Below are 4,424 nucleotides of genomic sequence, written 5' to 3' on the forward strand. Positions count from 1 at the left end.
ACTGTTTGCCAACTGTTTGCGGTGCGAATCAACCTGCGTTCACGTCCGCGTTCACGCCTGCGTTCACACCTTTATTTCTGCATTTTTTTTCTTGTGCAAATTTGCTTGACGATATTTTTGGTTACGGTATACTAGGCTTCGCACTTTTCGGGGCCTTAGCTCAGCTGGGAGAGCGCTTGGCTGGCAGCCAAGAGGTCAGGGGTTCGATCCCCCTAGGCTCCACCAATTTTGATACAGCCGAATCTGTTGATTCGGCTGTTTTCGTATGTCGCCTCACCGGGGGCTTTCGAAATCAGAGCTAGCGGCCAGGATGTACGCCCTAAATTGCTACTTCATGAGTATCTTATTCACAAAATGCGCACGTGACCATCATATGCACTTCAAGGTAAGCTTTTATAATGCTTATAAACGCACGAAAGCCTCCCTTCCCTAGTTTGCCTCTGCTTTGCCCTTCGAAAGCAGAGCGGTGCCATCTCGATGTCGCACCCCTCCTCGTGACCCGACAAGCCCCCTCTTGTCGGGTCAATCTTTTTTTCATGTCCCCTTCGCCCTACTCTACCAGCTCGATCGATTCTTGTTGCAGCCATCCTACTACTTGCGTGCAGCACGTAGCCGTGCGATCTCTTCGGCATATCCTTCCAACTTGTCATTCGGTGTCTCCAAGTAGAAGGGAAGCTCGCGCAGCCGGGGGTGATTCGTCACGGCGGCAAGCGCCTCAAAGCCAATTTCGCCCTCGCCGATGCGAGCATGGCGATCCTTGTGCGAGCCACGCGTATTTTTGCTGTCGTTCAGGTGGATGGCACGCAGACGATCCAAGCCGACAATGCAGTCAAACGCATCCAAGACGCCGTCGAGGTCGCCTGCGATGTCATAGCCGGCATCCCACACGTGGCAGGTATCCAGACACACGCCTAGGTGGCTGTCCAAGTCGACGCGTTCGATAAGAGCCGCCAGCTGCTCGAACGTGCCGCCGATCTCGCTTCCCTTCCCCGACATGGTCTCCAACAGCACCGTGGTGGTCTGCGCGGGCAACAGCACCTCGTTCAGTGCGGCCGCAATCTTCTCGATAGCAACCTCGGGAGCCTGCCCCGTGGCGCTACCAGGATGCATGTTGTACATCTGGTGCGGCGTCTCCTCCATACGGCCCAGGTCCTCTGCCAGCACCATCAAGGCAAAGTCGCGCGTCTGCTGCTTGTCGGATGCGGGGTTCAGCGTGTAAGGTGCATGCGCAAGCACGACAGCCACACCGTGCTCGGAGGCGTATTCGTGATAGGCCGCCACGTCCTTGGGGTTGATTTCCTTTGCGCGGCCACCGCGTGGGTTGCGGGTGAAGAACTGGAAGGTGTTGGCATCGATGGACACCGCCATCTTGGCCATGTTGAGGTAGCCCTTCGCACTGGACAGGTGGCACCCGATGGTAAGCATATGCGTCCTTTCAAGTGGCAATTCAATGAATGCCATCCTAGCAGACCGACGCCATTTGCCTAAAGCGCGCCGGCAAACGTTGTCCGGACCGCACGAAAGGTTCATCGGGCCGAAGCCCTACACCACCACCCGCTGGTCGCCCTTACATCGCCCGAACAGCCCACCGACTTACGCCACCGGCTCGTTTTCCGCACGCGAAAGGTACTCCACTAGCAAATGGCGGGTCTCGGATGCGGTGGGCGCATCATCTCCGCACACATGCAGCATAGAACGGGTGCGAACGATGCCGATGACGACCGACGACGCTACGAGTACCTCGTGTTCGAGGGGTCGATCGGACATAAGGCGACAATCGGGGTGGTCGGCAAGATAGGCACGCAGCGATGCCGCGATCGCACGTTGGACAACCAACAGGTCGCGCTGGCCGAGGAAGAACAGTTGGGGCATGGAGCGCAAAGCCTCGCGGCGTAGGCTCACGATCTGCTCGTCGGCTCCTACCATGAAGTCGGCGCCCACCACGCCGACGAGCACGTCGACATAGCAAGCGTCCGAATACGCCTTGAGTATCTCCACCAGGCGCTCGTCGTCTGGAAAAGGGTCAACACGTCCCGTAATTGCGGCAGCCTTCGAGGGGAAGTAGTTGAAGAACGTTTTCTTTGATATTTCAGCTTGCGCGCATATGTCCTCAACCGTCACGCCATCGTAGCCGCGATCGATTACCAGCTCAAGCGCCGCCCGTTCGACACCCATCCGTGCTTTGAGTTTTTTACGGTAGCGCAAGCCCTCCGATGAAGCCTCTGTCACAATCCTTCATACCTCCTGCAACTGATTCGATGTGCGATTTCGGTGCAGTCTACCATAGCTTTTCCAGCTTTCGTTTTCATATACCGAATATATATTTATACTGAGTGTAAATCACGTCAAGCGCATGCGTTTTGAGCGTCTTCGGAGCAGACCTTCGGGCTTGCATCGAAGGCGCTTTTATTCGGCGCGAAGCAGTTTGGAAGGAAATGCTTTATGGGTTTATCGCGCAAGCAAGTTATCATGTTGGCCGTATTGGTATTCGGCACCTTCGTTACCGTGCTCAACCAAACCGTCGTAGCACCGGCTCTGCCGTCCATCATGACCGAGATGAGCGTTGATGCCGCTACAGCACAGTGGCTCACTACAGGATTTACCCTGGTGAACGCCATCATGGTACCGATCACCGCGTTTTTAACCGATCGGTTCACCACAAAACGGCTGTTCGTCGTGGCCATGGTTATCTTCACCGCAGGTAGCGCACTTGCCGGCTGGGGCCCCACGTTTGCCCTATTGCTTGCCGGACGCCTCGTACAGGCCGCAGGTGCAGGTATCCTCATGCCGCTGGTTATGACGGTGCTCATGTGGACGTTCCCCATGGAAAAACGTGGGCAGGCTATGGGGCTATTCGGCATTGTTATCGCCTTTGGTCCGGCCATTGGCCCCACGGCGGCCGGTGTAATTATCGACCAAGCTACCTGGCATGACTTGTTCTTCCTTATTACTGGCCTGTCCCTGATAGTAGTGCTTATCGCGCTGTTTGTGATGGAGCGCGGCGGCGAGACGAAAAAGGACGTGACCCTCGACATTCCGTCTGTTGTTTTGTCCAGCATCGGTTTTGGTGCCTTACTCTACGGGCTCTCGGCCATCGGCTCGTATGGCATAAACGTCAGCTCGGTTGCAGGTACACTCGTTGGCGTAGTGGCACTGGTATTCTTCTTCCGCCGCCAGCTGCATATGGAACGCCCCATGCTGGAGGTGCGCGTACTAGCAAACCGCAAGTTCCTTATTGCCACCATCATTGGCATGCTGGTGCAAGGCGCATTGCTGGCTGCTGGTATTTTGGTGCCCATTTACCTGCAATCACTCATGGGGTATTCGGCCACCGTGTCGGGCCTGGTATTGCTGCCGGGTGCTATTATCATGGGCGCTATGGGCCCCATTGCAGGCCGTCTGTTCGATAAGCATGGCCCGCGTGTGCTGAGCCTTATTGGCATGGGCGTACTTACCTTAACCACCTTTTGTTTCGCGTTTTTGAATTCGAACACCGGCATCCTCACGTTGACGGTGTTGTACACGGTGCGCCTGTTCTCGCTAGCGTTGGTGAACATGCCTATTACCACCTGGGGCATGAACGCGCTCGACAACGAGCTAGTAAACCACGGCACCTCGGTGAACAATACGTTTCGCCAGGTGGCAGGCTCACTTGGCACAGCTGTTATCATATCGGTATCCACCATTGTCACCAACGCAAACACCGGTACGATGACACCGACCCAAGCCAACATCTTCGGCATTGACATGGCCTTTGCCGTAGCGGGCGTACTGTGCCTCATTGGGTTTATCATGGTAATCTTCCTGGTGAAAAACAAGCCGGGCGATGCTGCCTTAAAGGACAAAGACAACTCGCGCCGCACCGTTATGGAAGCCATCATGAAGCGCGATGTGTATACCTTGCCGGCTAACGCCACCGTGGCCGAGGCCATGCAACTGCTGGTAGAAAAGCACATTAGTGCTGCTCCCCTCGTAAACGAACAGGGCAAACCCGTGGGCTTTGTATCCGACGGCGACATCATGCGCTTTTTGTCGAAGCGCAGCCAGATGGTCATGGACCCCGTGGTAATGATTATGCAGACGGTCGAAGCCGACGGCGACAACAAGGACTTCGCCCGCAAACTCGACGAACTTATGGACATACCGGCGCAAAACATCGGCGCAAAGGGCCTCATCGGCGTTGACGTGCATGCCGATCTGCCCGAGGTATGCCGCGTTTTAGGCGAGAACCATCTGAAGAAGGTGCCGGTGCTCGACGAGGGTCAGGTCGTGGGCGTGATCAACCGCTCGGACATCACCCATTACTCTATGGGGAAATACCTGGAGGAACGCGAGGTAACCGACGCACCTCAGCGCGAGAAAGTCGACGAGGCGGCGGCGCTGCCCGAGGACGAGGCGATCGCGGCCTCGATCTAGGGGCACCC

The 4,424-nt window shown here is 56.3% G+C and carries 3 protein-coding genes and 1 tRNA gene; 2 read left to right on the forward strand and 2 right to left on the reverse strand.

The genetic code is table 11. The features are described 5' to 3' along the window. The first annotated feature begins 149 nt into the window (after positions 1-149). Positions 150-225: transfer RNA gene (locus RR842_RS12185), tRNA-Ala, on the forward strand. A 366-nt stretch (positions 226-591) separates the two neighbouring features. Here the strand turns inward: RR842_RS12185 and RR842_RS12190 are convergent. Both RR842_RS12190 and RR842_RS12195 read right to left on the reverse strand, forming a co-directional pair. After that, positions 592-1,425 carry a deoxyribonuclease IV gene (locus RR842_RS12190; RefSeq protein WP_332729910.1) on the reverse strand — a complete coding sequence of 278 codons (834 nt, stop codon included), beginning with the start codon at positions 1,423-1,425 and terminating at the stop codon, positions 592-594. Between the two features lie 168 nt (positions 1,426-1,593). Further along, the gene (locus RR842_RS12195) at positions 1,594-2,229 is read right to left on the reverse strand and encodes a TetR family transcriptional regulator (protein WP_332522281.1); all 636 of its coding nucleotides are present in this window, start codon (positions 2,227-2,229) and stop codon (positions 1,594-1,596) included. Positions 2,230-2,442: 213 nt separating this feature from the next. On the opposite strand from RR842_RS12195, the gene RR842_RS12200 reads away from it, so the two are divergent. Next, positions 2,443-4,416, forward strand: coding sequence for an MDR family MFS transporter (locus tag RR842_RS12200; RefSeq protein WP_332722695.1), 1,974 nt, complete (start codon positions 2,443-2,445; stop codon positions 4,414-4,416). Positions 4,417-4,424 lie beyond the last annotated feature (8 nt).

Source organism: Gordonibacter sp. (assembly GCF_036667095.1).
Lineage (GTDB): Bacteria > Actinomycetota > Coriobacteriia > Coriobacteriales > Eggerthellaceae > Gordonibacter.

What these genes read in the sequence shown, in the direction of transcription:
- RR842_RS12190 (WP_332729910.1), bottom strand. Translation starts at nt 1,425, where the DNA reads ATGCTTACCATCGGGTGCCACCTGTCCAGTGCGAAGGGCTACCTCAAC.
- RR842_RS12200 (WP_332722695.1), top strand. Translation starts at nt 2,443, where the DNA reads ATGGGTTTATCGCGCAAGCAAGTTATCATGTTGGCCGTATTGGTATTC.